The sequence below is a fragment of the Streptomyces calvus genome, from assembly GCF_006782915.1.
Lineage (GTDB): Bacteria > Actinomycetota > Actinomycetes > Streptomycetales > Streptomycetaceae > Streptomyces > Streptomyces calvus.
The window spans coordinates 21,480-47,569 of sequence record NZ_VCNP01000026.1 but is presented as its reverse complement, the minus strand read 5'-3'; the positions used below and the strand labels follow the sequence as shown (position 1 = coordinate 47,569).

Annotated in this window: 27 protein-coding genes and 1 pseudogene; 15 read left to right on the top strand and 13 right to left on the bottom strand. The window is 72.8% G+C overall.

From position 1 onward, the window contains the following. Positions 1 to 971: pseudogene (locus FGW31_RS11655) on the top strand (hypothetical protein); the annotation flags it as partial. Positions 972 to 1,134: 163 nt separating this feature from the next. Here FGW31_RS11655 and FGW31_RS11650 read toward each other — a convergent pair. Both FGW31_RS11650 and FGW31_RS11645 read right to left on the bottom strand, forming a co-directional pair. Beyond that, positions 1,135 to 1,986: a transglutaminase family protein gene (locus tag FGW31_RS11650; RefSeq protein ID WP_142193329.1), complete on the bottom strand. Its 852-nt coding sequence runs from the start codon at positions 1,984 to 1,986 to the stop codon at positions 1,135 to 1,137. Positions 1,987 to 2,003: 17 nt separating this feature from the next. After that, entirely contained in the window at positions 2,004 to 3,077 is a 1,074-nt protein-coding gene (locus FGW31_RS11645) for a GNAT family N-acetyltransferase (RefSeq protein WP_142193328.1), read from the bottom strand. Positions 3,078 to 3,217: 140 nt separating this feature from the next. Between FGW31_RS11645 and fdxA the strand changes: the two genes are divergently transcribed. Both fdxA and FGW31_RS11635 read left to right on the top strand, forming a co-directional pair. Next, positions 3,218 to 3,535 (top strand): ferredoxin, encoded by a 318-nt coding sequence (gene fdxA / locus FGW31_RS11640; RefSeq protein ID WP_004926152.1) that lies wholly within the window; start codon positions 3,218 to 3,220, stop codon positions 3,533 to 3,535. A 108-nt stretch (positions 3,536 to 3,643) separates the two neighbouring features. Continuing rightward, positions 3,644 to 4,741 carry a bifunctional succinyldiaminopimelate transaminase/glutamate-prephenate aminotransferase gene (locus FGW31_RS11635; protein ID WP_142193327.1) on the top strand — a complete coding sequence of 366 codons (1,098 nt, stop codon included), beginning with the start codon at positions 3,644 to 3,646 and terminating at the stop codon, positions 4,739 to 4,741. Between the two features lie 80 nt (positions 4,742 to 4,821). Here the strand turns inward: FGW31_RS11635 and FGW31_RS11630 are convergent, their stop codons facing one another. Both FGW31_RS11630 and FGW31_RS11625 read right to left on the bottom strand, forming a co-directional pair. Then, a complete protein-coding gene (locus tag FGW31_RS11630) occupies positions 4,822 to 5,169 on the bottom strand; it encodes an ATP-binding protein (protein WP_142193326.1) in 348 nt (115 codons plus the stop codon). A 203-nt stretch (positions 5,170 to 5,372) separates the two neighbouring features. Beyond that, complete coding sequence (locus tag FGW31_RS11625; protein ID WP_142193325.1) at positions 5,373 to 6,347, bottom strand: heavy metal transporter; 975 nt, start codon at positions 6,345 to 6,347, stop codon at positions 5,373 to 5,375. Between the two features lie 83 nt (positions 6,348 to 6,430). Between FGW31_RS11625 and dapE the strand changes: the two genes are divergently transcribed. Both dapE and FGW31_RS11615 read left to right on the top strand, forming a co-directional pair. Then, entirely contained in the window at positions 6,431 to 7,510 is a 1,080-nt protein-coding gene (gene dapE, locus FGW31_RS11620; RefSeq protein ID WP_142193324.1) for a succinyl-diaminopimelate desuccinylase, read from the top strand. 118 nt (positions 7,511 to 7,628) lie between these two features. Next, positions 7,629 to 8,387, top strand: a complete 759-nt coding sequence (locus FGW31_RS11615; RefSeq protein WP_142193323.1) for an LOG family protein — start codon at positions 7,629 to 7,631, stop codon at positions 8,385 to 8,387. 94 nt (positions 8,388 to 8,481) lie between these two features. Here the strand turns inward: FGW31_RS11615 and folP are convergent, their stop codons facing one another. Then, positions 8,482 to 9,342 (bottom strand): dihydropteroate synthase, encoded by an 861-nt coding sequence (gene folP, locus FGW31_RS11610; RefSeq protein ID WP_142193322.1) that lies wholly within the window; start codon positions 9,340 to 9,342, stop codon positions 8,482 to 8,484. Positions 9,343 to 9,493: 151 nt separating this feature from the next. On the opposite strand from folP, the gene FGW31_RS11605 reads away from it, so the two are divergent. Further along, complete coding sequence (locus FGW31_RS11605) at positions 9,494 to 9,856, top strand: DivIVA domain-containing protein (RefSeq protein WP_142193321.1); 363 nt, start codon at positions 9,494 to 9,496, stop codon at positions 9,854 to 9,856. Next, positions 9,853 to 10,455, top strand: coding sequence for a DNA-3-methyladenine glycosylase I (locus FGW31_RS11600; protein WP_142193320.1), 603 nt, complete (start codon positions 9,853 to 9,855; stop codon positions 10,453 to 10,455). The genes FGW31_RS11605 and FGW31_RS11600 overlap by 4 nt, the downstream gene beginning before the upstream one ends. A 10-nt stretch (positions 10,456 to 10,465) precedes the next feature. Here FGW31_RS11600 and chcB read toward each other — a convergent pair whose 3' ends face one another. After that, the gene (chcB, locus tag FGW31_RS11595) at positions 10,466 to 11,269 is read right to left on the bottom strand and encodes a 2-cyclohexenylcarbonyl CoA isomerase (RefSeq protein WP_142193319.1); all 804 of its coding nucleotides are present in this window, start codon (positions 11,267 to 11,269) and stop codon (positions 10,466 to 10,468) included. Positions 11,270 to 11,648: 379 nt separating this feature from the next. Between chcB and FGW31_RS11590 the strand changes: the two genes are divergently transcribed. Continuing rightward, the gene (locus FGW31_RS11590) at positions 11,649 to 11,816 is read left to right on the top strand and encodes a DUF3117 domain-containing protein (RefSeq protein ID WP_003966491.1); all 168 of its coding nucleotides are present in this window, start codon (positions 11,649 to 11,651) and stop codon (positions 11,814 to 11,816) included. A gap of 107 nt (positions 11,817 to 11,923) precedes the next feature. Here the strand turns inward: FGW31_RS11590 and FGW31_RS11585 are convergent, their stop codons facing one another. Continuing rightward, the gene (locus FGW31_RS11585; protein WP_142193334.1) at positions 11,924 to 12,622 is read right to left on the bottom strand and encodes an O-methyltransferase; all 699 of its coding nucleotides are present in this window, start codon (positions 12,620 to 12,622) and stop codon (positions 11,924 to 11,926) included. A gap of 276 nt (positions 12,623 to 12,898) precedes the next feature. Here FGW31_RS11585 and sigE point away from each other — a divergent pair, with 276 nt between their 5' ends. The 5 genes from sigE (at position 12,899) to FGW31_RS11560 (ending at position 18,297) form a co-directional block, all read left to right on the top strand. Beyond that, positions 12,899 to 13,558: an RNA polymerase sigma factor SigE gene (gene sigE / locus FGW31_RS11580; protein ID WP_182675212.1), complete on the top strand. Its 660-nt coding sequence runs from the start codon at positions 12,899 to 12,901 to the stop codon at positions 13,556 to 13,558. Next, on the top strand, positions 13,555 to 14,523 hold the full coding sequence (locus tag FGW31_RS11575; protein WP_142193318.1) for an anti-sigma factor family protein: 969 nt from the start codon (positions 13,555 to 13,557) through the stop codon (positions 14,521 to 14,523). Before sigE ends, FGW31_RS11575 begins: the two co-directional genes overlap by 4 nt. A gap of 164 nt (positions 14,524 to 14,687) precedes the next feature. Then, complete coding sequence (locus FGW31_RS11570; RefSeq protein WP_233452465.1) at positions 14,688 to 16,763, top strand: trypsin-like peptidase domain-containing protein; 2,076 nt, start codon at positions 14,688 to 14,690, stop codon at positions 16,761 to 16,763. Between the two features lie 182 nt (positions 16,764 to 16,945). Further along, positions 16,946 to 17,374 carry a sec-independent translocase gene (locus tag FGW31_RS11565; RefSeq protein WP_142193317.1) on the top strand — a complete coding sequence of 143 codons (429 nt, stop codon included), beginning with the start codon at positions 16,946 to 16,948 and terminating at the stop codon, positions 17,372 to 17,374. 248 nt (positions 17,375 to 17,622) lie between these two features. Continuing rightward, on the top strand, positions 17,623 to 18,297 hold the full coding sequence (locus tag FGW31_RS11560) for a hypothetical protein (protein WP_142193316.1): 675 nt from the start codon (positions 17,623 to 17,625) through the stop codon (positions 18,295 to 18,297). Positions 18,298 to 18,478: 181 nt separating this feature from the next. On the opposite strand, the gene FGW31_RS11555 is transcribed toward FGW31_RS11560, so the two are convergent. From FGW31_RS11555 to FGW31_RS11545, 3 genes are read right to left on the bottom strand one after another with little or no spacing between them, the layout of a single operon-like run. Continuing rightward, the gene (locus FGW31_RS11555; protein WP_142193315.1) at positions 18,479 to 19,612 is read right to left on the bottom strand and encodes an Mrp/NBP35 family ATP-binding protein; all 1,134 of its coding nucleotides are present in this window, start codon (positions 19,610 to 19,612) and stop codon (positions 18,479 to 18,481) included. 43 nt (positions 19,613 to 19,655) lie between these two features. Further along, on the bottom strand, positions 19,656 to 20,264 hold the full coding sequence (locus FGW31_RS11550) for a DUF1003 domain-containing protein (RefSeq protein WP_142193314.1): 609 nt from the start codon (positions 20,262 to 20,264) through the stop codon (positions 19,656 to 19,658). Further along, positions 20,254 to 21,537: a magnesium transporter MgtE N-terminal domain-containing protein gene (locus tag FGW31_RS11545; RefSeq protein ID WP_142193313.1), complete on the bottom strand. Its 1,284-nt coding sequence runs from the start codon at positions 21,535 to 21,537 to the stop codon at positions 20,254 to 20,256. Before FGW31_RS11545 ends, FGW31_RS11550 begins: the two co-directional genes overlap by 11 nt. A 214-nt stretch (positions 21,538 to 21,751) precedes the next feature. Here FGW31_RS11545 and FGW31_RS11540 point away from each other — a divergent pair, with 214 nt between their 5' ends. Continuing rightward, positions 21,752 to 22,504, top strand: coding sequence for a hypothetical protein (locus FGW31_RS11540; RefSeq protein ID WP_142193312.1), 753 nt, complete (start codon positions 21,752 to 21,754; stop codon positions 22,502 to 22,504). Here the strand turns inward: FGW31_RS11540 and FGW31_RS11535 are convergent. The 3 genes from FGW31_RS11535 to FGW31_RS11525 form a co-directional block, all read right to left on the bottom strand. Then, the gene (locus FGW31_RS11535; protein ID WP_142193311.1) at positions 22,501 to 23,169 is read right to left on the bottom strand and encodes a hypothetical protein; all 669 of its coding nucleotides are present in this window, start codon (positions 23,167 to 23,169) and stop codon (positions 22,501 to 22,503) included. The two genes, FGW31_RS11540 and FGW31_RS11535, sit on opposite strands and share 4 nt — an antisense overlap. A gap of 136 nt (positions 23,170 to 23,305) precedes the next feature. Further along, complete coding sequence (locus FGW31_RS11530; protein WP_142193310.1) at positions 23,306 to 23,827, bottom strand: hypothetical protein; 522 nt, start codon at positions 23,825 to 23,827, stop codon at positions 23,306 to 23,308. A 41-nt stretch (positions 23,828 to 23,868) separates the two neighbouring features. Next, positions 23,869 to 24,987, bottom strand: coding sequence for a magnesium and cobalt transport protein CorA (locus tag FGW31_RS11525; protein ID WP_142193309.1), 1,119 nt, complete (start codon positions 24,985 to 24,987; stop codon positions 23,869 to 23,871). Positions 24,988 to 25,495: 508 nt separating this feature from the next. Between FGW31_RS11525 and FGW31_RS11520 the strand changes: the two genes are divergently transcribed. Continuing rightward, positions 25,496 to 26,080, top strand: a complete 585-nt coding sequence (locus FGW31_RS11520) for a suppressor of fused domain protein (RefSeq protein ID WP_142193308.1) — start codon at positions 25,496 to 25,498, stop codon at positions 26,078 to 26,080. Positions 26,081 to 26,090: the final 10 nt, after the last annotated feature.

Sequence of the window (26,090 nt, the reverse complement as noted above, 5' to 3'; positions counted from 1 at the left end):
CGGCCGGCTCCTCGAAGCCGGCGAAGAAGAAGGGGCGCAACAAGCTGGTCCTGCTCTGCGGCTGCGTGGTCTTCCTCGGCGGCGTGGCCTACGGCGCGGGCCTGCTGATGAACCACTCCGACGTGCCCAAGGGCCCCGCCGTGCTCGGCGTCGAGATCGGCGGCGGCACCCGCGACGAGGCCGTGAAGAAGCTGGACGCCGCCCTCGGCGACCGGCTGGACAAGCCGCTGAAGCTGTCCGTCGACGGCAGGACCGTCGAGCTGCAGCCGGACAACGCGGGCCTGCAGCTGGACACCGACGCCACCGTCGCCGCGGCCGCCACCAGCGACTACAACCCGGTCTCCGTGATCGGCTCCCTCATCGGCAACCACCGCGTCGTCGACCCGGTCATGCCCGTCGACGAGGAGAAGCTGCACGCCGCCCTGGAGGGCGCCGCCGGCGGCTCCGGCTCGGTGACGGAGGGCTCCATCAGGTTCGAGTCCGGCAAGGCCGTCCCGGTGTACCCGAAGGGCGGCGAGGGCATCGACATCGCCCGGGCCACCGACGTGGTGACCGAGGCGTACCGCACCCAGGTCGAGACCGGCGCCTCCGCCACGGTGAACGTCCCGACGGCCCAGCAGCAGCCGAAGGTGACCAAGGCCGAGGTCGACCGGATGATGAAGGAGTTCGCCGAGCCGGCGATGTCCGACATCGTGACCGTGCAGACCGACGCGGCGCACTCGATCCAGATGAGCCCCGAGAAGTCGCTGTGGAAGTTCCTCAGGGTGGACGCCGTCAACGGCAAGCTCGTCGACAAGCCCGACCTGAACGCCCTGAAGGAGCTGTACGGTCAGACGTTCGACGGCGTGCTCATCACCCGGGGCAACGGCAAGAAGACCCCGGTCACCCCGCAGGACGTCTACGTCGCCCTGCGCCAGGCGCTCACCAGCACGACCGAGCGCGTCGCGGTGATCGAGACCGACCCCAGCTGACCCGACGCACGACGAGGGGCGCCCGGCACGGCACCGGGCGCCCCTCGTCGTGCCGTGGCCGGCAGGCCTTAGGGTCTGTCGTTTGGATCAGGTCGGCTGGGAGACGCAGCGCTTCTCAGCCCACCCGAGCCCCGCGAAACCGACATGATCCAAACGGCAGGCCCTAGTTGAGCAGGGCCAGCGCCGCCCGGGCCTGTTCCCGGATGCGTTCCGCGGCCGGCTCGTCCACCGCCGCCACCACCTCGGCGTACGCCCGCAGCTCCCGCGCGCCCTCCCGGAACTCGCCGAGCTGCACCAGCAGTTGCGCCCGCTCGTGGCGCAGCCGGGCCGGATGCGAAGGGAGCAGCAGGGACAGGTCCACGGCCCGCAGCGCCACACCGGAGTGCTCGGGGCGGGCCGCCGCCCACGCCCGGATGTTGTTCAGGATGCGCAGCACCACGTCGAGCGGGTCGGCGGGCGTCAGCATCGACGCGTCCAGCGGCGCCCCCGTCGCCCCGGCGACCAGCAGCTCCGCGTCGGCGCCCGTCAGCACCCGGCCCCCGTCGAAGGGATCGGCCAGCACCTGTTCGCCCGCCTCGCCGAAGCCGACGACGAAGTGCCCCGGCAGCGCCACCCCGTACACCGGCGCACCGGCCCGCCGGGCCACCTCCAGCCACACCACCGACAGCAGGATCGGCAGGCCGCGCCGCCGCCGCAGCACCTCGTGCAGCAGTGAGGACTCCAGCCGCCGGTAGTCGTCCGGGGTGCCGTGGAAGCCGTACCGCTCGCCCAGCAGCGCGCGCAGCGCCAGCGCCCAGTCCCGGGGCCTGCCGGGCCGGTAGGGCAGCTCGCCGGCCAGCCGGTCCAGTTCCACCTGCGCGCCGTCCATGGCGGCCTCGTCCAGCGTGCCGTCCGCCTCCGCGGCCAGCAGCAGGCACAGCGCCGACAGGTCGGGCCGCTCGCAGCGGGCCTCCTCGGCGAACCGCCGGCGCAGCTCCGCGGAACGCTCGGGGGACGGTGGGCGAGGGGTGCGCATACTCCGTTCGTGCCCGCTCACGGCGTTCCGCCACCCGTCGGAGCAGACGATTCCGGTGCGCGGTAGTGGTGGTACGCGTGGTGCGCGGCGAAGCCCATGCCGCCGTACAGCTCCCGCGCTGCCGCGTTCTCCTCCTCGACCTGGAGCCAGGCCGCCGAGGCACCCTCGTCCAGTGCCCGCCGGGCCAGCGCGGCCATCACGGCGGTCGCGAGCCCCCGCCGCCGCAGCGCCGGGTCGACCTCGACCGCCGCGAAGCCGGCCCACCGCCCGTCCACGACACACCGTCCGATGGCGGCCGGCGCCTCCTCGCCCGGCACCGTGGCGAACCACACCGAGGGCCCGCTGCCCAGCACCCTCAGCGCCACCTCGCTCACGCCCTTGCGCCGGTAGCGCGCCAGCCATGCCTCGTCGGCCTCCCGGGACAGCACCACCCCGGACGGCTCCGCGCCCAGGTCGGCGACCGGCGCCAGCGGGCCCACCCACAGCTCCGCGGTCACCTCCCGCACCCAGCCCCGCCGCTCCAGTTCCGCGCACAGCAGCTCCTGCGTCCCCTCGGCGCCGGTCGCGGTCTGCACGTAGGCGGGCAGCCCCCGCGCGGCGTACCAGCGGCACACGGCCGTCAGCGCCTCGTCCAGCGGCATTCCCGGGTCGCCGAGCGGCAGCACCGAGTTGGCGCGCCGGGTGAAGCCCGCCCGCCGCCCGGCCGCCGTCCCCGGCGGACACGCCCCGGGCTCCTCCCCGGCCGCCGCCCGCAGCTCCCACTCGCCCAGCCGCTCGCTCTCCACCGGCTGCCACGCCCGCGCGGCGACCCGCGCCAGCTCCTCGTAGGCGGCGACGGGGCCGCGCCGACGCGCCGGCGCGGCGGGCACGGTCTTCCCGGCGACCAGCGCGGACTCGGCGACGAGGACGCTCTCACCGTTCTTCCTTGTGATCCGCAGCACACCGTTGTCCCATGATGTGAGAACGCCGACCGTGTCGGTGAACTTCTCGCCCCGGTCGGCCTCACCGGTCAAGCTGCGCACGGAAACCCGTTTTCCCACGTCAGCGGGGGTGATACGGACCTCAAGGCGCCCGGCGGCAGAGATTTCCACAGGTCAGTTCACCCCTCGTGTTCGGATCATGCCCAAGAACGGAGATACTAGGGGCGGGCATCGACGACGCCGCGCTCCCGCGCGCCAGGCGGCGGAGCCTGAGGAGGCCCGCCAGCGCCCTATCGAGGAGGAACGACAGCGTGACCTACGTCATCGCGCAGCCTTGTGTCGACGTGAAGGACAAGGCGTGCATCGAGGAGTGCCCGGTCGACTGCATCTACGAGGGCCAGCGGTCCTTGTACATCCACCCGGACGAATGCGTCGACTGTGGTGCCTGTGAGCCGGTCTGCCCGGTCGAGGCGATCTTCTACGAGGACGACACTCCGGAGGAGTGGAAGGACTACTACAAGGCGAACGTCGAGTTCTTCGACGAGCTCGGCTCGCCCGGCGGCGCCAGCAAGCTCGGGCTGATCGAGCGCGATCACCCCTTCATCGCCGCGCTGCCGCCGCAGGCGTAAAACAGCACCGTCGGCGGTCCACGCACCGACGCGCCGCCCCGGTCCCGTACGGCCCGCTCGCCGTACGGGACCGAGGTGTTTGCCGTACCAGAAAGTGAGCCCGAACCCGTGTCCGCAGTCTCCGACCGGCTGCCCACCTTCCCCTGGGACAAGCTGGAGCCCTACAAGAAGACGGCCGCCGCGCACCCCGACGGCATCGTCGACCTGTCGGTCGGCACGCCCGTCGACCCGGTCCCCGAGCCGATCCAGAAGGCCCTGATCGCCGCGGCGGACTCCCCGGGCTATCCCACGGTCTGGGGCACCCCGGAACTGCGTGACGCGCTCACGCGCTGGGTGGAGCGCCGGCTCGGCGCCCGCGAGGTGACCCACCGCCACGTCCTGCCGGTCGTCGGTTCCAAGGAACTGGTCGCCTGGCTGCCCACGCAGCTCGGCCTCGGCCCCGGCGACCGGGTCGCCCACCCGCGCCTGGCCTACCCGACGTACGAGGTCGGCGCCCGGCTCGCCCGCGCCGACCACGAGGCCTACGACGACCCGACCGAGCTGGACCCGACGAACCTGAAGCTGCTCTGGCTGAACTCCCCGTCCAACCCGACGGGCCGGGTGCTGTCCAAGGAGGAGCTGACGAGGATCGTCGCCTGGGCCCGCGAGCACGGCGTCCTGGTCCTCTCCGACGAGTGCTACATCGAGCTGGGCTGGGAGGCCGACCCGGTCTCGGTGCTGCACCCCGACGTCAACGGCGGCTCGTACGACGGCATCGTCTCGGTCCACTCGCTGTCCAAGCGCTCCAACCTGGCCGGCTACCGCGCCGCCTTCCTCGCCGGTGACCCGGCGGTGCTCCAGCCGCTGCTGGAGATCCGCAAGCACGGCGGGATGATGACGTCCGCGCCGACGCAGGCGGCCGTGGTGGCGGCCCTGGCCGACGACGAGCACGTGCGGGTCCAGCGCGAGCGGTACGCGGCCCGCCGCACCGCCCTGCGCGAGGCGCTCCTCGGCCACGGCTTCCGCATCGAGCACAGCGAGGCCAGCCTCTACCTGTGGGCCACGCGCGACGAGTCCTGCTGGGACACCGTCGCCCACCTGGCCGAACGCGGCATCCTCGTCGCCCCCGGCGACTTCTACGGCCCGGCGGGCGGCAGCTTCGTCCGCGTGGCCCTGACGGCCACGGACGAGCGCGTCCGGGCGGCGGTGTCCCGCCTCGCCGGCTGACGGCCCCGGGGCCGAGGCGGTGGACGGTGTGAAAACGCCGGGGCCCGGGGAACGTCCCCGGGCCCCGGCGTCGCCGAACCTCACGCGAGCGGGAGCCCCTTCGCCGGCAGCGTCTTCGCCGACGACAGGCCGCCCTTCGTCAGGGACTCGGTCGGCAGCTGCTTCACCACCGGGTCGGCCTTCTTGAGGGTCCGGGCGGCGGTCGGAGCCACCTCGTGCGTGTTGCCCGCAGCCTTGGTGACGTCCCGCGCCACGTCGTCCACGGTGTTGCCGGCCGCCTGGTCCAGGGCGGTCAGTCCGCCGACGTTCGGGGCGGCCGGCAGCTCCGGAGCCGCACTGGCGGATCCGGCCGCACCGACCCCGGCGGCCGCTCCCGCAGCGACGAGCAGCGCGGCACGGGCGATCCGACGGGTCAGGGGGAGGGACATGGTGCTCCTTCGACGGGAGAGAACGGTGAGTGTCCGGCCGGCCCGGAGACGATCCACCGGTCGGTGACCGCCGGGCTCGGACGCAGTGACTACCGCTCGACCGCCGGGAAGGTTGCGGCGCGACGACGTAAAGAGTTGGCAATGCGTCGCATTATCGGCCGCGGACGACGCCCCTCGGGGGAGCCCTCGTACTGCTGAGCGGACTACCGCGTGGTGGTGATCCGGACCGCGCCCGCGCCGTCGCCCGCGGAGCCCTTGCCGTCGGTCGTGCGCCACTGGCTGTCGGTGTTCCCCGCGGTCCACTCCCGGCCCGCGTACGACACGTGCTTTATGTGCAGCGCGGAGGCGTTGGCCACCGCCCAGTGGGCCAGCTGCCAGCCGCGGGCCCCGGCGTCGGCGCCCTCGCCGCCGGCCACCGGGAGCGTCACCGTCCGACCGTCGGAACCGTCGGAACCGTCGGAACCGGCCTCGGCCCGCGCGGACGGCGAGGCGGCCGCGTCGCCCACCTCGGCACCCGCAGGCTCCAGCAGGTCCCGCCCGAAGTCCCGCACCAGTGCGGCCCGCACCGCGTCGGCACCCGCCGCCCGGGTCGCCGCCGGACGGCCCTCACAGGTCAGCGTCGCCGCCGAGCGCCCGGTGAGCGCGGCGGCCAGCAGGGCCGCGTCCGGCTCGTGCTTGGCGTACGCCTGCGGGAAGCCGCTGCGCTGCACCTTCTGCGCGGCGACCGTGAGCGGCAGCCGGGTGTAGCCGGGCACCTCCTCCAGGTGCTCGTAGAACTTCTCCGCCGCGTACGCCGGGTCCATGATCTCCTTCGGCGTGCCCCAGCCCTGCGAGGGCCGCTGCTGGAACAGGCCGAGCGAGTCGCGGTCGCCGTAGTCGATGTTCCGCAGCGCGGACTCCTGCAGCGCGGTCGCCAGCGCGATCGTCACCGCCCGTTCGGGCAGGTCGCGCGCGGTGCCGACGGCGGTGATCGTCGCGGCGTTCACCGCCTGCTCGGGCGTGAACTCGTACCTCGCCCCGTCCCCCTTGCCGGACACGACCAGGCAGCCCGGGCCGCTCCTGCCCCCGGTGACGTACTGCACCACGAGGTACCCGGCGACCGCGAGCAGGACCACGAGGGACGCCCCGAAGCGGAAGAGGCGGCCACGACGCTTGGAAGGAAGGGACGGCTCTGGCACGCGTACAAGGTACTGGAGAGTACGCAGGGGCGTGAGACCGGTGTGGACAGTGGGCCGCCGCCCGGCGCGCTAGGGTCGACGGCATGGCCGACACCCCGCTTGACCTCACGTTGGATGCCGCGCGCCTGACCGCGCAGCTCGTCGACTTCCCGTCCGAGAGCGGCAGCGAGAAGCCGCTCGCGGACGCGATCGAGACCGCCCTGCGCGCGCTGCCGCACCTGACGGTCGACCGGTACGGCAACAACGTCGTCGCCCGGACGGAACTGGGGCGCCCGGAGCGCGTGATCCTGGCCGGCCACATCGACACCGTCCCGATCGCGGACAACGTCCCCTCCCGGCTCGACGACGACGGCACGCTGTGGGGCTGCGGCACCTGCGACATGAAGTCGGGCGTCGCCGTCCAGCTGCGCATCGCCGCGACCGTCCCGGCCCCCAACCGCGACCTGACCTTCGTCTTCTACGAGAACGAGGAGGTCGCCGCCGACCTCAACGGCCTGAAGCACGTCGTCGAGGCGCACCCCGAGTGGCTGGAGGGCGACTTCGCGGTGCTGCTCGAACCGTCCGACGGCCAGGTGGAGGGCGGCTGCCAGGGCACGCTGCGGGTGCTGCTGAGGACCACCGGCGAGCGCGCCCACTCGGCGCGCGGCTGGATGGGCTCCAACGCGATCCACGCCGCCGCGCCGATCCTCGCCCGCCTGGCCGCCTACGAGCCCCGCCACCCGGTGATCGACGGTCTGGAGTACCGGGAGGGCCTGAACGCGGTCGGCATCTCCGGAGGAGTGGCGGGCAACGTCATCCCCGACGAGTGCGTGGTCACCGTGAACTTCCGCTACGCCCCCGACCGCAGCGAGGAGGAGGCCCTGGCCCACGTCCGTGAGGTCTTCGCGGACTGCGGGGTCGCGGAGTTCGTCGTCGACGACCACAGCGGCGGGGCGATGCCCGGCCTGTCCCACCCGGCCGCGGCCGCCTTCATCGAGGCGGTGGGCGGCACACCGCAGCCCAAGTACGGCTGGACGGACGTCTCCCGCTTCTCGTCCCTGGGCATCCCGGCGGTCAACTACGGCCCCGGCAACCCCCATCTGGCGCACAAGCGGGACGAGCGCGTGGACACCGCGAAGGTCCTCGCCGGCGAGGAGCGGCTGCGGTCCTGGCTGACGGCGTGAGCCGGGCGGCGTTCCGGGACGTTTGGGACGCTGTCGCGCGGACATGCTGACGTCCCCCGGACGTAACCCGCGTAGATCTACGCTGAGGTGGAACGACCCGCAAACGGAGGGAGCGCACATGGCTACCGGCAACCCCCAGGGGAAGCAGCAGCCGCCGGAGGAGAAGCGGCTGGGCCCGGTCCTCCGCAGGCGGGGTCAGGTGCAGGCGAGCACGACCGACCAGCGGCTGCTGGACGAGCGGGCTCCCACGGACTGGGTCCACACCGACCCCTGGCGGGTGCTGCGCATCCAGTCGGAGTTCATCGAGGGCTTCGGCACCCTGGCCGAACTCCCGCCCGCCATCAGCGTGTTCGGCTCGGCGCGCACTCCGGCGGACTCCGTGGAGTACGAGGCGGGTGTCCGTCTGGGCCGCGGCCTGGTCGAGGCGGGCTTCGCGGTGATCACCGGCGGTGGCCCGGGGGCCATGGAGGCGGCCAACAAGGGTGCCTGCGAGGCCAACGGCATCTCGGTCGGCCTGGGCATCGAACTGCCCTTCGAGCAGGGGTTGAATCCCTATGTCGACATCGGCCTGAACTTCCGCTACTTCTTCGTCCGCAAGATGATGTTCGTCAAGTACGCCCAGGGCTTCGTGGTCCTGCCCGGCGGCCTCGGCACCCTCGACGAACTCTTCGAGGCGCTCACCCTCGTCCAGACCCAGAAGGTCACCCGCTTCCCCATCGTCCTGTTCGGCACGGACTACTGGGGCGGCCTGGTGGACTGGCTCCGCCACACGGTGATCGCCGAGGGCAAGGCGTCGGAGAAGGACCTGCTGCTGTTCCACGTCACGGACGACGTGGACGAGGCGGTCGCCCTGGTCTCGAAGGAGGCGGGCCGCTAGCGGGCTCTCCGCCCGCCGGGCCGGGGTGGCGAAGGGATCGGGTCCCGGGGGGCGCAGGCCCCCGGGAGCGGCACGGCGGGGCCGCAGCCCGGTGTCAGGCCAGACCCCTCCGTGCCACCGCCGGCTCCCGGTCGCCCGCGATGGACGACACCATGTCCAGCACCTGCCGTGTCTCCGCGACCTCGTGCACCCGGTACACCTGGGCCCCCAGCCACGCCGACACCGCCGTCGTCGCCAGCGTCCCCAGCACCCGCTCCTTGACCGGCCGGTCCAGCGTCTCCCCGACGAAGTCCTTGTTCGACAGCGACACCAGCACCGGCCACCCCGTGGCGACCATCTCGTCCAGCCGCCGCGTCGCCTCCAGGCTGTGCCGGGTGTTCTTGCCGAAGTCGTGCCCGGGGTCGATCAGCACCGACTCCCTCGGCACGCCCAGCTCCACCGCCCGCTCGGCCAGACCCACGGTCACGTCGAGGATGTCCGCCATCACGTCGTCGTACGTCACCCGGTGCGGACGGGTCCGCGGCTCGGCACCGCCCGCGTGCGTGCACACCAGCCCGGCGCCGTACCGCGCGGCGACCTCCGCGAGCCGCGGATCGACCCCGCCCCAGGCGTCGTTCAGCAGGTCCGCGCCCGCCTCGCACACCGCCTCGCCGACCTCGTGCCGCCAGGTGTCCACGCTGATCACCACGTCCGGGAAACGCCGCCGCACCTCGGCGACGAAGCCGACCGTGCGCCGCGCCTCCTCCTCGGCCGTGACCTCCTCGCCCGGCCCGGCCTTCACCCCGCCGATGTCGATGATCGCCGCGCCCTCCGCCACCGCCTGCTCCACCCGGGCGAGCGCCGGCTCGTCGCGGAACGTGGCGCCCTGGTCGTAGAAGGAGTCCGGGGTCCGGTTCACGATCGCCATGATCACCCGCTCGTGCGGTGCGAATTCCCGCCTGCCCAGCCTGAGCATCCCCTGTGACCTCTCCTCGTACGTCCCGTCCCGGCCGCCCGCGCAACCGCCCGGCGGCCCCGACTGTCAGACTCGCATGGCACGATCGGAGCCACACACCCGACTCCGACTCACATCCGACTCGACACATCCGACCGTGGGGGCCCCGGCGATGGTTATGTTCCTGTTCCTGGTCGTCGCGCTCGCCGTCGTGGTCGCCGCGGTGACCCTCGCCGTGGTGGGCGGCGGCGACCGCGGCCCGCTGCCCGAGGCCGCCCCCGAGCACCTGTGGGACAGCCTGCCCCCGGACCGCCCGGTCGGCCGCGCCGACGTGGACGGCCTGCGCTTCCCGCTCGCCGTCCGCGGCTACCGCATGGCCGACGTCGACGACGCCCTCGGCCGCCTCGGCGCCGAACTCGCCGAGCGCGACGCCCGGATCGCCGACCTGGAGTCCGCGCTGGCCGGCGCCCGCGCCGCCGCGCCCCCCGTCCCCACGGACGAGCCCGCACCGCGCCAGGAGGACGAGCAGCAGTGAGCGCAGCACAGCCCGGCGACGACGGCGCGCCGCGCTGCCCGTGGGCCCTGTCCACCCCGGACTACGTGACGTACCACGACGAGGAGTGGGGCCGCCCGGTCCACGGCGACGACGCCCTCTTCGAACGGCTCAGCCTGGAGGCGTTCCAGTCCGGGCTCTCCTGGATCACCATCCTGCGCCGCCGCCCCGGCTTCCGCGCCGCCTTCGCCGACTTCAAGATCGCCACCGTCGCGGAGTTCACAGACACCGACCGCGAACGCCTGCTCGCCGACACCGGCATCATCCGCAACCGCGCCAAGATCGACGCCACGCTCGCCAACGCCCGCGTGCTGGCCGGCTGGACGCCCGGCGACCTCGACGCCCTGATCTGGTCCCACGCTCCCGACCCGGCCGGCCGCCAGGCGCCGAAGACCCTTGCAGACGTGCCCGCGGTCACCGACGAGTCGACGGCGCTGTCCAAGGCGCTGAAGAAGCGCGGCCTGCGCTTCGTCGGCCCCACCACGGCGTACGCCCTGATGCAGGCCTGCGGGCTGGTCAACGACCACCTGGAGACCTGCGTGGCGCGCGGGCCCGCCGGCGCGGCGGCCGGGAGCCGGTGACGGGCGGCGCTCAGCGGCCCAGGTACTTCGGCTTCTCCTTGTTCACGAACGCCTGCACCGCGATCGCGTGGTCCTCGGAGGAGCCCGCCCGGGTCTGGAGCTCGTCCTCCTTCTCCAGCGCCTCCTCCAGCGAGTGGCTCAGCCCGAACGCCACCGACTCCTTCAGCGCCGCGTACGCCACCGTCGGCCCCTCGGCCAGCGCGCGCGCCACCTTCTCCGCCTCCGTGCGCAGCTCCGCCGCCGGCACCAGCCGGTTCGCGATGCCCAGCTCGTACGCCTCCTGCGCCGGGATGCTGCGCGGGAAGAGCAGCAGATCGGTGGCGCGCCCCGGACCGATCACGCGCGGCAGCGTCCAGGAGATGCCCGAGTCCGCGGTCAGCGCCACCCCGGCGAACGAGGTGTTGAACGCCGCCGTGTCCGCGACGATCCGGTAGTCCGCGGCCAGCGCGAAGCCGAACCCGGCGCCCGCCGCGACCCCGTTCACCGCCGCGACCACCGGCTTCGCCGCGCCGGCGATCGCCTTCACGATCGGGTTGTAGTGCTCGCGCACGGTGCTCATGGTCTGCCCGGAACCGCTCGCCCGGTCGGCGGCCAGCAGCCCGATGTGCTCCTTGAGGTCCTGCCCGACGCAGAACGCCCTGTCCCCGGCCGCGGTCAGCAGCACCGCGCGCACGGCGTCGTCGTCCGCGGCGGACCGGACCGCGTCCCGGAGGGCGACCTTCGCCGCGACGTTCAGCGCGTTCATCGCCTCGGGGCGGTTCAGCGTGATCGTCGCGAGTCCGTCGCTCACCTCGTAGAGCACGGTGTCGGCCATGGCGTATCCCTCCGTGTGGCGGCTGCGGACGTACCGGCGGGTACGTCCTCGTCTGCAGGACAGCATGACGGAGATCACCGGCCGCGGACCGCGACCGGCGTGTGACCTGCGTCAAACAATCGCCGTCCGATTCCGGCCCACGGATGTGTGCGCGGCGGCGCAGTATCGCAGTCACATCGCCGAATTGAGTGGTTTTGCTCGCGCGCGTTGCCCAAGCGATGCCGCCCGATGTTGGTCATCGGGTCCTGCGATGCGGGATAATGGCTTGGAAGCAATGTGTTCGATGCCGGTGGCGTGTGTCCTGCTTCGAGGACCGCAGGTGCCCTTCAGTGGGCCGTCGGCTAGACGGTTGAGCTGGGTTTCAGGAAGGGGAACGAGCATGGCGGCCATGAAGCCGCGGACGGGCGACGGCCCGCTCGAGGTGACCAAGGAGGGGCGGGGCATCGTCATGCGCGTTCCGCTCGAAGGCGGCGGTCGGCTCGTCGTCGAGCTGACCCCGGATGAGGCCGACGCGCTCGGCGACGCCCTCAAGAAGGTCGTCGGCTGACGCGCAAGCGACCATACCCCTTCACTCGCCCCGGTGCCGCACGCGGTGCCGGGGCGAGTGTTTGCGCGCACGGACCGCCGCACCTCACGTCCCGTCGCCGCCGCGCCTCACCGCTTGACGGCGCACAGCAGCCCGTCGCCCACCGGCAGCAGTGACGACACCAGCTCCGTGCTCTCCCGCACCGCCCGCACCAGCTCCCGCAGCCGCAGCACCTCGGTCGGCTGCGGCCCGGTGTCCACCGTGCGTCCGTTGGCGAAGAGGCCTTCGAAGGCGACCAGGCCTCCCGGGCGCAGCAGACGCAACGATTCGGCGAGATAGTCCTGGTACTCGAGCCGGTCGCCGTCGCAGAAGACCAGGTCGTACCCGGCGTCCGCGAGCCGCGGCAGGACGTCCAGCGCACGGCCCGGGATGAACCGGGCCCGGTTGCCGGCGAACCCGGCGTCCCGGAAGGCCTGGCGGGCGGACTGCTGGTGCTCCGGCTCCTGGTCGACGGTGGTCAGTACCCCGTCCGGCCGCATCCCGTGCAGCAGATGGATCCCGGAGACCCCGCAGCCGGTGCCGATCTCCGCGACCGCCTTGGCGTCCACACTGGCGGCGAGCAACCGCAGCGCCGCCCCCGTGCCGGGCGACACCGAGCGCAGCCCTGCCTCACGGGCCCGGTCACGGGCCCAGTGCAGCGCCTCGTCCTCGGCGACATAGGCGTCGGCGAACGCCCAGCTCGTCTGCCGGTTGGCGGTAATGACCCTCTCCCGTCCCCGTGGTTGCCTGGGCGTGACTGTATCCGCTGGCGTCGGGAACCCGCAGATGGGACCGGTCGTTTGAAGGGGTGGACACGTGGTGTGAGCCGTGACGGGGGGTAGGGAGTGGACGAGGACGCCCAGCAAGTGCTGACGCAGCCGTACGAGCCGTGGCAGCCCAGATCAAATTCTCGTAAAACCGCTTATCCGGAGCTAACGGGCGAGGTGGCTATGGTAGGGGCTCCACTGGACACCACCAGAGCCGATAGGGGAGGTGCGGCTGCGCCTGTGGATCGCGGAGGAGTGCTGCGGCGCTTCCTCGGATCGGCGGGCAGGCCGAAATCCGTGAACGACACCGCTGCTGACCACGACCACGCCGGCGACCCGGCCCAGACCGCGACCTTCTCCACCGACGCGGACGGGCAGGCGTGGACTCCGCCCAGCTGGGAGGAGATCGTCAGCATGCACAGCGGCCGGGTGTACCGGCTCGCCTACCGTCTCACCGGCAACCAGCACGACGCCGAGGACCTCACCCAGGAGGTCTTCGTCCGCGTCTTCCGCTCCCTGTCGACGTACACGCCGGGCACCTTCGAGGGCTGGCTGCACCGCATCACCACCAACCTCTTCCTGGACATGGTCCGCCGCAAGCAGCGCATCCGCTTCGACGCGCTCGGCGAGGACGCGGCCGAACGGCTGGCCAGCAAGGAGCCCACCCCGCAGCAGGTCTTCAACGACGCCCACTTCGACGCGGACGTCCAGCAGGCCCTGGACACCCTCGCCCCCGAGTTCCGCGCCGCCGTCGTCCTGTGCGACATCGAAGGCCTGTCGTACGAGGAGATCGCGGCCACCCTGGGCGTCAAGCTCGGCACCGTCCGGTCCCGGATCCACCGCGGCCGTTCGCAGCTGCGCAAGGCCCTCGCGCACCGCTCGCCCCAGGCGCGGGCGGAGCGCCGCTCCTTCGTGCCGCGTGTCGCCGCACTGGGAGGAGGGGGCGCGAGCGCGTGAGCGGTTCACTGCCGAAGTCTTCCGAGGGGCACCTCGCAGAGCAGCACCTGGGAGACCGACTCTCCGCCCTGGTGGACGGAGAGCTCGGTCATGACGCGCGTGAGCGCGTACTGGCGCACGTCGCCACCTGCGCCAAGTGCAAGGCGGAGGTGGACGCCCAGCGCCGCCTGAAGAACGTCTTCGCGGAGGCGGCCCCGCCGCCGCCCTCCGAGAGCTTCCTGGCCCGCCTCCAGGGGCTGCCGGCCGGGGGTGACCTCGGTGACGGCCCGCCGCTGGGCGGCGGACTGCCGGGTGGCTCCGGGCGGTTCGGTGGCGGCTCGGGGGTCTTCGGGACCCGGCGCGGCGAGCGCTTCGAGTTCGCCTACGCGCCGGTCCGCCGGCACGAGCCCACACACCCGGCGCCCACGCCGGGCGGCCGTGGCTTCCGCATCCACGACGTCGGCCGCCAGGAGACCGACCGTCCGTCCTCGCGCGGGCTGCGGTTCGCGTTCGTCGCCGCCGGAGCGGTGTCGCTGGCCGCGATCGCGCTCGGCGGGGTCGCGACCACGGTGCCGACCGACACCGAGACGCGCGGCGCGGGCAAGGGCAGCAACGTCACACCGATGCGCACGACGGGCGCGGGCGCGACGACCACGCCCGACTCCCAGCGGCGCCGCGGCGCGGGACCGCTGCTCGGGCAGCCGCAGGCCCAGAGCGTGCAGGCGAACACCCCGGCAGCCCCGACCACGGCCTCCGCGCCGCTGCTGCCCGGCGTGCCGCCGCCCGCCGAACGCCACCCCACGCTCGGCAAACCGGCGGCGGGCGGTGCCACGGCGCTCTCCCCGCTCATACGACCGCTCGGCTCGACACCGCCGCTCACCCTGACCGCCTGGGCCGAGTCCACCGGGCTCACGCAGCCCGGACTGCTCACCACCGCCACGACACCGGCCCCCACCCCCACGGCCACGTCCGGCACGGCCCGCTGACCCGGCCACTGCGCGCGGGCGCGCGAACCTGATTGAATCCAGGTGGCGCGCCCAGGCCCGCACAGCCGGGCGCCGAGCCAGGCACCGACGCACCGGCGCAGCGAAGCACCGGAGGCCGGAGCCGAGGAGCCTACGACCGTGCCGTGTCCAGCTGTGGGGAGAGCATGAACGAGGGGAAGCCGGGCCCATCGGGGGAGGAACCGACCGTGTGCCCGGAGGGGCCCGACGGGGACTTCGAACTGGCGCGTCCCGAGGCGGCGGGTGCCGTCGCCGTGGAGCACCACGAGGGCGACTACGAACTGGACCGCCCTCGAAGTCCCGAGCCCTCCGCCGCCGCCCCCGGGACGGCCCCCGGACCGGCCGGACCGCCCACCGTGCCCGCCCGCATCCCCGCCGACCCGGACGCTCCCGTCGGCGCCCGGGCCTCCGCCACCACCGGGCCGACCGCGGAGCCCGCCGCGCCCGCGCCGGTGCACTCTGCCGCTCCCGGTGACGCGACCACCGAACCGGATGCGCCTGCGCCGGCGCGCAACGCGGCTGCTTCCGTGCACGAGGGACCGGTCGCCGGTCCTTCCCAGACCGCGCCGACACCTACCGCTCCGCCCACACCTACCGCCCCGCCCACGGGGCCGCCCGCCGATCCCTCCGTGTCCGCGCCGGTGCAGGGCGGAGCAGCCATGGAGTCCGGCGTGCCCACCGGTCCGGTCCACACCGCCCCGGCCGCCGCGCCGCCCGCCGAGGTCGGTGCGCCCGTGGTGGCAAGTGGACCGCCCGGGGCCGGGGCCGAGCAGCCGAAGCCGTTGCACGATCCCGACCCGTACAGCACCCCGCCCTACGGCGAACCGGGCCCCTGGGCGCCCGCGCCGCCCGTGCAGCATCCGGCGGCCACGCCGGCGCACGGCATGGCGGTCCCGGCACCGCCCGTGACACCGGAGCCCGTCGCTCCCCACGCCGTTCCCGCCGCACCGCCCGCCCCCGCCCCCGCCCCTGTCCCCGTCCCGGCCGCCGCCCCCACCCAGGACGCCCCGGCCGCCGCCGACCCCTGGGGCCGCTACGACCCGTGGGCGGCCGCCGCGAACGCCCCGTTGCAGCAGGCCGACCCCGTCGCGGAGGACGAGAAGCTGCGGCGCCGGCGGGCCCGCCGCACGGTCGTCGGCGCCGCGCTGCTGCTCGCCCTCGTCTCCGGCGGCATCGGCGGTACGGTCGGCGTGTATCTGGAGCGCAACGGCGGCGTCGGCAGCGTCGAGCTGCCGCAGGCGAACAAGGAGGCGGCCGGGCGGGACCCGGACAGCGTCGCCGGAATCGCCGCGCAGGCCCTGCCCAGCGTCGTCACCCTGCACGTCAGCGGCGCCGGGGAGGCCGGCACCGGCACCGGATTCGTCCTCGACGAACGCGGCCACATCCTCACCAACAACCACGTCGTCGAACCCGCCGGGGACGACGGCGAGATCACCGTCACCTTCAACAGCGGCGACACCGCCGAGGCCACCGTGGTCGGCCGGGACAGCGGCTACGACCTCGCCGTCGTCAAGGTCAAGGGAGTCAACGGGCTCAGCCCGCTGCCCCTCGGCAACTCCGACAACGTGCGGGTCGGCGACCCCGTCGTCGCCATCGGCGCCCCCTTCGACCTGGCCGGCACCGTCACCTCCGGCATCATCAGCGCCAAGGAACGGCCCATCACCGCCGGCGGTGAGAAGGGCGACGGCAGCGACGTGTCGTACGTCGACGCCCTGCAGACCGACGCGCCCATCAACCCCGGCAACTCCGGAGGCCCCCTCCTCGACGCCGAGGCCCGGGTGATCGGCATCAACTCCGCCATCCGTTCCGCCGGCGGCGGCGCCGACCTCGACGGCGGCCAGGCCGGCTCCATAGGGCTCGGCTTCGCCATCCCGATCAACCAGGGCAAGCGCGTCGCCGAGGAACTGATCAACACCGGCAGGGCCGCCCACCCGGTGATCGGTATCACCCTCGACATGGACTACAGCGGCGACGGCGCGCGCGTCGCGGACAAGGGCGGCGACGGCGGCCCCGCGGTCGTCACCGGCGGCCCCGGAGCCAGGGCCGGGATCCGTTCCGGCGACGTCATCACGGAGGTCGACGGCCGACGTGTCCACTCCGGTGAGGAACTCATCGTCAAGATCCGCGCCCACCGCCCCGGCGACCGCCTGGAGCTGACGCTGGAACGGGACGGGACGGAGCGGAAGGTGTCCCTCGTCCTCGGCTCCTCGGACGGCGGCTGAGAGGTACGGAACGGCACGGGACGGCGAACTTCCGAAAAAAACCGCACACGTACACGCACCAGTGGCCCACGGGACAGTACCGGTCGTAGGGGCGGGCCGGGTACCGTGGACCCGGCCCGGACCACGGAAGACCACAGCCGCCACCGAGGGCCGAGGACCGAAGGCATCGCGAGGAGCTTCAGGTGTTCAATGACATAGGACCGCTCGAGCTGGTCACGCTCATCGTCCTCGCCGTGCTCGTCTTCGGTCCGGACAAGCTCCCCAAGGTCATCCAGGACGTCACACGCACGATCCGGAAGATCCGCGACTTCTCGGAGAGCGCCAAGCAGGACATCCGGCAGGAACTCGGCCCGGAGTTCAAGGACTTCGAGTTCGAGGACCTCAACCCCAAGACGTTCATCCGCAAGCAGCTGGACAACGACGACCTGGGGCTCAAGGAGATCCGCAACGGCTTCGACCTGAAGAAGGAGATGGCCGAGGTCACGGACGCCGTCCACGGCCGCGACAGCGACTCCGCCGCGCCGTCCTCCACCGGCCGTGTGGACATGACCAAAAAGCCGGAGACCCGGGCGGCGGACGAGCGCCCGCCCTTCGACGCGGACGCCACCTGAGCCCGGCCGGACACGGCCCGCAGCCTGGCGCACAGGGGCGTACACCCCGGCGCACGTGACGCGTTTCATACTCCGCACCGTGCCTCGCACGGCCTGATCCGTACCTCCGAGCGACCTAAGCGCCGGGCGGTTTCCCGGGCAGTGATGGCAGGGTGGCTATGCTGCCCAGTTGTTGTGCGGAACGGACGAGTACGCCCGAAGGGGGGCGGGCCGCCCGGTCCGACGAGAGCGAGGAGGCGTCCGGGTACATGGAGACGACGAGTCGGGCAGTCGCGCAGGCGCCGGCCGCGGAGGACGGACCACCCGTCCACTCCGCCCGGCCTGCGGTCGACGGCTACCTGCGCGCGCCCTTCCCGTGGTACGGCCTCGACGAGGCGTTCACGGGACCGCGCCGGCTGATGCAGGTCGGACTGGCGGCCGACGGGGCCGTCGAACACGGATCGCTCGGACACGGCGACGAGCCGTCGGTGCGCAGCGAGTACGCGGCCGGGACCGACCAGGACGCCAAGGAGAAGTTCGCGGTCGTGGTGACCGTGGCCGCCAACCCGGTGCGCCGCAGCGCCGACGGCACCGGTCTGCTGGAGGCCACCTCGGTCTCCTCCGCCGCCTGGCTCGCCGGCGTGGGGCTGCTGTCCTTCACCTGGCCCGGCCAGATGGACCACGCGCTGCGCGACGACTGGCTGGAGCAGCAGACGGAGACCGCCTGGGTCCTCGCCGACGACCTGGAGAGCCCGGACTGGTCGACGCTGTCGCTGCCCGTGGACGGCGTGCCGACGCCGTTCCACTACCGGGAGTCCGAATTCGGCTGGGTGCTCGCCGGCTCCACCCGGGCGGGCGTGCACGTGGGCGCGTACGGCCGGGGCATGAGCGCGTACGGTCTCGGTTTCGCCGTGGTCAAGGACATCGCGGCCTACCAGGACTGAGCCGCCCGCACGCCGACCGGCACCGCTGGGCGGCACGACCGGCACCGCCGGGCGGCACGACCGGTACTCCTGAGCGGAAACGCGGAGGGCGCCGTCCTCGCCGGACGGCGCCCTCCGCGCGTAACGCACCCCATGCCCTCGGAAACCGGTGGGCCCGCAGGCCCGGGGAGCCTTCAGGCCCTCAGAACTTGTTGCGCGGCGTGATGCCCAGGGACAGCCCCGCAAGCCCTCGCTGACGGCCGCCGAGCTTCCCGGCGATCGAACGCAGCGCGGCGCCCGCCGGGGAGTCCGGGTCGGACAGGACGACCGGCTTGCCCTCGTCGCCGCCCTCGCGCAGCCGCACGTCGATCGGGATCGCGCCGAGCACGGGGACGTTCGTACCGGTGGTGCGGGTCAGGCCGTCGGCGACCGTCTGGCCGCCGCCGGTGCCGAAGACGTCGACCATCTCGCCGCAGTGCGGGCAGGGCAGCCCGGACATGTTCTCGACCACGCCGACGATCTTCTGGTGCGTCTGCACGGCGATCGACCCGGCCCGCTCGGCCACCTCGGCCGCCGCCTGCTGGGGCGTGGTGACGACCAGGATCTCGGCGTTCGGCACCAGCTGCGCCACGGAGATCGCGATGTCGCCGGTGCCGGGCGGCAGGTCGAGCAGCAGCACGTCCAGGTCGCCCCAGTACACGTCCGCCAGGAACTGCTGGAGCGCGCGGTGCAGCATCGGGCCGCGCCACACCACCGGCGCGTTGCCCGGGGTGAACATGCCGATGGAGATGACCTTCACGCCGTTCGCCGACGGCGGCATGATCATGTTCTCGACCTGGGTGGGACGCCCGTCGGCGCCCAGCATGCGCGGCACCGAGTGGCCGTAGATGTCGGCGTCCACGACACCGACCTTCAGCCCGTCGGCCGCCATCGCCGCCGCCAGGTTCACCGTCACCGAGGACTTGCCGACGCCGCCCTTGCCGGAGGCGACCGCGTACACACGGGTCAGGCTGCCCGGCTTGGCGAACGGCACCTCGCGCTCGGTCTGGCCGCCGCGCAGCGCGTTCGCCAGCTCCTTGCGCTGCTCGTCGCTCATGACGTCCAGCGTCACGTCGACCCGGGTGACGCCCTCGACCCGCGCGACGGCGTCCGTCACGCGCTGCGTGATGGTGTCCCGCATGGGACAGCCGGAGACCGTCAGGTACACGGTGACCGCGACCGCCCCGTCCGCGCCGATCTCCACCGATTTGACCATGCCGAGTTCGGTGATCGGCCGGTTGATCTCGGGGTCGTTCACCGTCGCCAGTGCCTCGCGCACCGCGTCTTCCGTAGCCATAGAGACGATGGTACGGCGCCGGGTACACCCGCCGGTAAGTCCGTCAGTGGTCGTCTGCGTCACGTCCCGGCGGGTGTTCCGCCCGCATCGCCGGGAACGAGCCGTGGTGGTCCTTGTGTCCGTTCTGCCGTCCTTCCAGCTCCTTGATCACGTCCTGGAGCTCCGAGCGGATCCAGTCCCGCGTGGCCACCTCGCCGAGCCCGATGCGCAGGGCGGCGATCTCCCGGGTCAGGTACTCGGTGTCGGCGATCGACCGCTCGTTCTGCTTGCGGTCCTGCTCCAGGTTGACCCGGTCGCGGTCGTCCTGCCGGTTCTGCGCGAGCAGGATCAGCGGCGCCGCGTAGGAGGCCTGGAGGGACAGCGCCAGCGTCAGGAAGATGAACGGGTACTCGTCGAACCGCAGATCGCGCGGCGCGGACACGTTCCACAGCACCCACACGATGATGACGACCGTCATCCAGACCAGGAACCGGCCGGTGCCGATGAAGCGCGCGACCCGCTCCGACAACCGCCCGAAGGCGTCCGGGTCCCACTCGGGCAGGATCCGCCGCCGGGGAGGCCGCGGCTGGTCCAGCCGGGGCGCCCGCGGCCGGCCGGCGGCGGTGGCGCCGACCGGCTGGCGCTCGCGCGTGCCGTCGCGCTCAGGAGCCATCGGTCACCACCCCCTCGTCGAGGTGGAACTCGGTCTCCCGCCAGTCCTCCGGCAGCATGTGGTCCAGCACGTCGTCCACCGTCACCGCGCCCAGCAGCGAGCCCGCCTCGTCCACCACGGGCGCCGCGACCATGTCGTACGCGGCGAAGAACCCGGCGACCACCGGCAGTGCCGCGTCCGGGTCCAGGGGCTGCAGGTCGGCGTCCAGGATCGAGCCGACCAGGGTGTACGGCGGGTCGCGCAGCAGCCGCTGGAAGTGGACGGTGCCCAGGTACTTGCCGGTCGGCGTCTCCTCCGGCGGGCGGCAGACGTAGATCTGCGCGGCGTGCGCCGGGGAGAGGTCGGGTTCGCGGATCCGGGCGAGGGCGTCCGCGACCGTCGCGTCCGGCCGCAGCACGATCGGCTCGGTCGTCATCAGACCGCCCGCGGTGTGCTCCTCGTACGACATCAGGCGCCGCATGTCGGCCGCGTCGCCGGGCTGCATCAGGCTCAGCAGGCGCTCCTTGTCGGCCTCCGGCAGCTCGCCGAGCAGGTCGGCCGCGTCGTCGGGGTCCATGGCCTCCAGAACGTCCGCGGCGCGCTCCTCCTTCAGCTTGCCGAGGATCTCGATCTGGTCGTCCTCGGGCAGTTCCTCCAGCACGTCGGCGAGCCGGTCGTCGTCGAGGGCGGCGGCGACCTCCGCGCGACGCTTGGGGGAGAGGTGGTGCAGGACGTTGGCGAGGTCGGCGGGGCGCAGCTGCTCGAACGTGGCGAGCAGGTTCTCGGCGCCCTGCCCGTGCTCCTCCAGGGAGAAGCCGGTGACCGCGGACCACTCGACGGTCAGCGTCTCGCCCTTGCTGCGCCGGAACGCGCCGCCCTTCTTGCCCTTGCGCACGAAGACGCGGTCGATCTCCCACTCGCGGCGGGCCGGCAGCTGATGCACCGACAGGTCCAGGACGGTGACCTCCTCGCCGCTCTCCACGAGCGTGACCCGACGGTCCAGCAGCTCACCGAAAACGAGCCGCTCGGTGGGCCGCTGCTCGAAGCGCCGGACGTTGAGCACACCGGTGGTGATGACCTGGCCGGACTGCACGGCGGTCACGCGGTTCATGGGCAGGAAGATGCGGCGGCGGGTGGAGAGTTCCACCACCATGCCGAGCAGCCGGGGCGGGCGGCTGCCGACCCGCAGGACGACGACCAGGTCGCGCACACGGCCCACCTGGTCGCCGGCCGGGTCGAAGACGGCGACGCCGGAGACGTGGGAGACGAAGAACCGGGGGGCGCCCCCTGCCATGGCGGCGGCTCCTTTGCGTGCGGGAGTTTCGTGGCCGTGTACTGCCTGCTGCGTTTGTTTTCCGGATTGCCCGCTCGGGTGGGCTTCAGGCTAGCCCGTACCGATCGGCCGTGCCCTCGCGGCCGGTCCGGACGGACTGGCTCCGAGAGGCCTCCCCGACCCCGGTACCCTGCGGTACGCCGTTCAGGTCCCCCGTCAGAGAGGCAGCCCACCTGTGATTCCGATCTCCCAGGGCCGTTCCCGCCGGGCCGTGCTGGCCGGCGCCGTGTGCGCACTGCTCGCGACGGGGACGGCGCTCACGGGATGTGCCGAGGATCCGAACGAGGGGACGAACGGGGTCGGCAGGCTGCCCGCCGACAAGATCCAGGGCAGAGCGCAGCAGGCCGCCGGTTCGGTCGGCACGGTGCGGCTGCACGGCACCGTGGTGACCAGCGGACGCACGTACACGCTCGACATGCGGCTGAAGGAGAAGGGCGGCATCGGCTCGGTCACCACCAAGGGGGAGACGTTTCGTCTCCTGCGGATCGACGACGAGCTGTACCTCAAGGCCGGCGCCGGTTTCTGGGGTCACGGGGACGGCGAGGACGACGGCAGGGCGGACGCGGCGGCGGCCGCGAAGCTCGCCGAGAAGTACGTGAAGGTGCCCCAGGGCGATCCGTCGTACAAGAAGTTCATCGGCTTCACGGACAAGAACGTGCTCCTGGGAGGCCTGCTGACGCTGCACGGCAAGCTGGCCACGGACGGCCACCACGAGCAGTCGGGCCTGCGCACCATCCGGGTCACCGGCGACAAGGGCTCCGGCGGCACCCTGGACGTCTCGCTCGAGGGCAAGCCGTACCCGGTGCGCCTGGTGCGGGCCGGCGGGGCGGGCACGCTCACCTTCTCCGCGTGGGGCACCGACTTCCCCCTGGAGAAGCCGGCCGAGGACGAGACGCTGGACTACGGCGGCCAGCTCCCGACGTCCTAGGTGTGCCGCCCGGCCGGCTGGGACCGGGGCGTGCCGTGCCAGCGCCAGGTGGTGAGCCGCGGGTGCCCGGGCAGTTCGGCGCGTCCGGTGGCCCACAGCAGGGTGGGCCACGGGTCCGTGGTCGACGGGGCGTCCGGGAACAGCCGGGTGAGCACGCGCGAGCACAGACCGGCGGGCGGCTCCCAGCCGAGCCCGAGGCCTTCGGCCAGATCATGGGTGTGCACCAGGGTCTCCACGATCCCCATCGCGGCGAAGCCCTCGGGATCCGACGCCCCGAAGACGTGGTGGGCGCGAACCCGCGACGGCGTCGTCCGCACCATGGCGACCAGCAGCGCACCGCTCGCCTCCAGCACCTGCAACAGACCGGCGGGTCCCGCGGCGCGGTCCGCGTGCACGACGTTGGCGGGACCGCCGGGCCTGCGGCTGTGCCACACGAAGGGCACCTCGCCGTCCATCGGCGGGGTCTGGGGTCCGAGCTGGGCGGCATAGGCGAAGAGATCGTCGCTGAGGTGCTCGACGGTCTCCCAGCAGTCCCACTCCAGCGAGCCGGCCCTGCCGTCCCAGGCCGCCGGGGGCGCCTCCCGGAGCGTGGTGACGGCGAGTCGGACGGCGTGCTCGAGGTCGTCCGCGGTCACGGGCAGCGGCTCGGCAGGGGTTCGGGTCATGGCAGGGACCGTAGCGCGGGGGCCGGGAGGCGCACCCTCCAGGGACCGCTCAGGGACCGCTCAGGGGCCGCTCCGGGACCGCTCAGGCAGTGTCAGGAACCGGCTCGGAGCCCGGCGAACGTTTCCGGTCGCCGCACTAGCTCCGGTCCCGCCGCCGCTTCCGCTTGAACAGCAGCCGGGGCAGACCCGCCGGGGCCGGTCGCCGGGTGGTCACCGGGGTCGGCAGCGGCGCCTCGGCCAGCGAGCCGTCGGGCAGCGGCGCGGTCGCACCGGTCGGCTCCAGCCTGAGCAGCCGGCACTCGCGGGCCCAGCGCCCGGTCATCGCCTCGCCGTCGGGTGCGTTGAGCCGCTTGCCCTTCAGCTCGGCGACCGCCGCCGTCCACGCCTCGGTGTCCGGCGGCAGCTCCACCACGGTCGCGGCCCAGGAGACCAGCCGTCCGCCCTTGTCCTTGCTGCGTACCGTCACCTCGGCCGGCCCGCCGTCGGCCAGTCCCGGCAGCGGCTGCTCGCCGGGCCCGTCGCCGATCACGCACGCGGCTCCCTCGTGCCACACGTGCCACAGCGCACGGGCGGGCCCGCCGGGCCCCTTGACCCAGATGAGGCCGGACTTCTTCGTGGCCTCCTCGATGAGGGCCCGCTCGAGCAGCTCGCTTGTCATGCGTCCAGCCTATCCACGGGCGTCGTGCGCGGCGGGTGCGCTCAGAGCCAGCCGTTGCGCTTCAGGGTGCGGTGGATGCCCAGACAGATGGTCACCGTGACGGCCAGCACCAGCGGGTAGCCGTACTTCCAGCGCAGCTCGGGCATGTGGTCGAAGTTCATCCCGTACACGCCGCACACCATGGTCGGTACGGCGATGATCGCGGCCCACGAGGTGATCTTCCGCATGTCCTCGTTCTGTGCCACGGACGCCTGGGCGAGGTTGGCCTGGAGGATGGAGTTCAGCAGTTCGTCGAAGCCGATGACCTGCTCCTGCACCCGCGCCAGGTGGTCGGCCACGTCCCGGAAGTACTTCTGGATGTCCGGGTCGATCAGCCGCATCGGCCGCTCGCTCAGCAGCTGCATGGGCCGCAGCAGCGGCGACACGGCCCGCTTGAACTCCAGTACCTCGCGCTTGAGTTGGTAGATCCGCCCGGCGTCGGTGCCGCGCGGGGTGCCCTTGCGGCCGGGCGAGAACACCTCGGTCTCGACCTCGTCGATGTCGTCCTGCACCGCGTCGGCGACCGCGATGTAGCCGTCCACCACATGGTCGGCGATGGCGTGCAGCACGGCCGAGGGGCCCTTGGCCAGCAGCTCGGGGTCGTCCTGGAGGCGGTGCCGCAGGGCCCGCAGGGAGCCCTGGCCGCCGTGCCGCACGGTGATGAAGAAGTCCCGGCCGGTGAAGCACATCACCTCGCCGGTCTCGACGACCTCGCTGGTGGAGCTGAGCCGGTCGTGGTCGACGTAGTGGACGGTCTTGAAGACCGTGAACAGCGAGTCGTCGTAGCGCTCCAGCTTGGGCCGCTGGTGGGCCTGGACGGCGTCCTCCACGGCCAGCGGGTGCAGCCCGAACTCCTGGGCGATTCCGGCGAATTCGGCTTCGGTCGGCTCGTGCAGGCCGATCCACACGAAGCCGCCGTCGCGCCGCACCAGCCGCATCGCCTCCTGAGGGCTGAGCTGACCCTCGTTCTGCAGGCGCCGGCCGTCGCGGTAGACGGCGCAGTCGACGACGGCGGTGGCCGTGGCGGGGTCGCGGGTGGTGTCGTACGGGCCGCTGTCCTTGCGCAGCGAGATACGGGAGGCGGGGCGTACTGCGGCGCGCAGGTCGCGGATCATCGACATGGCGGGCTCCTTCGCAGGCGGGCAACGAAAGGCGCCGGTACGACGGGTGGAACAACCCGGAATGGGGACGTCCTCAACTGCGGATGTTTGGCACGTCCACAAAGCGGGGAGCACCGCACCGTCGCGGTGGCGAGCTTCGTCGCTGATTCAGCTACTGGGGCAGATCAGGCAGAACGAAACGAAATGCTCTTCCGATGAAGACGCCAGGAAGACGCGAGCGTGAGAGGCGGCAGCCAGGAAAGAAGCGGCTACATCAGCGGGCGGAAGAGCGGGTGGTACTGCACGGTCGACTTCGGTCCATGCCAGCCCCACCTCCTCCGGCCGGTCCCTCGTGAGGGACGATCCACAACCCCCTGAGGGGATCCCCAGGACGGGGAGTGTCACATCGGCGTCGGGACTCGATCGCGATGCTTCTGCATGCTGTCCCGAACCACCGGCCAAGCGTATCAGCCGACTGACATGTCAAGGCTCTGCTTTGCCCGGTACTGACGAGTTCTATGCTCGCCGCATGGCTGATGTTCTTCCTCTGGTCGAGGCACGGTTGCGTACGGCGCTGGGCGAACCGGACGCCCGCGCGGCGGTCACCTTCCTGGGCACGGACCGCATCGAGGTGCTGCGTTTCCACGAGGGCGACATCGTGCGCTACGCCACACTCGGCATGTCGGCGCAGCCCATGACCGACCCCACCGCGATGGTCGCGGACCCCGTGAAGGGGCCGCGGGTCGAGCTGGTGCTGTCCGTGCGGACCGGTCTCGCCGACACCGACAAGGTGCTCCGCCCGCTCGCCGTACTGGCCGCGTCGCCCCAGGTCGAGGGTGTGGTCGTGGCACCGGGCGCCTCCCTCGACGTCGGGGAGCCGCTGTGGCCCGGCGCCCCGTTCACCTCGGTGCTGGTCGCCGAGCCGGGCGGCCTGGTGGAGGACCTGGAGCTCGACGCGCCCCTGGACCCCGTACGGTTCCTGCCGCTGCTGCCGATGACGCCGAACGAGGCGGCGTGGAAGCGGGTGCACGGCGCCGGGGCCCTCCAGGAGCGCTGGCTGACCCAGGGCACCGACCTGAGGGACCCGTCCCGGAAGTCCGTGCCGCTGGAGTGAGCAAGCTCAC